We start from the raw sequence: 208 nt of genomic DNA, 5'->3' as shown, positions 1-208 counted from the left end.
GTAGAAGGAACGAAGACATGGAAAGACGGAAATGCGAAAGACCGTCCGACAATGATCAAGGTAGATCTACTACAAAATGGCAAAGTGATCGCAACAAAAGAAGTGAGCGCAGCAGATGAATGGAAATATGCGTTTACAGATTTAGCTGCATATGATGCCGAAGGAAATGCATATAAGTATGAAGTGAAAGAACAACCAGTGAATGGAT

The 208-nt window shown here is 40.9% G+C and carries 1 protein-coding gene; it reads left to right on the top strand.

The annotated features are described in order from the left end of the window. On the top strand, positions 1-208 hold a 208-nt coding region (locus JDS81_RS30155), incomplete at both ends, for a Cna B-type domain-containing protein (protein WP_199688713.1).

Source organism: Bacillus cereus group sp. N31, from assembly GCF_016483245.1.
GTDB classification, from domain to species: Bacteria; Bacillota; Bacilli; order Bacillales; family Bacillaceae_G; genus Bacillus_A; species Bacillus_A toyonensis.
Note: the sequence above shows the minus strand (reverse complement) of the source record. Positions and strands in the feature narration are given on the sequence as shown.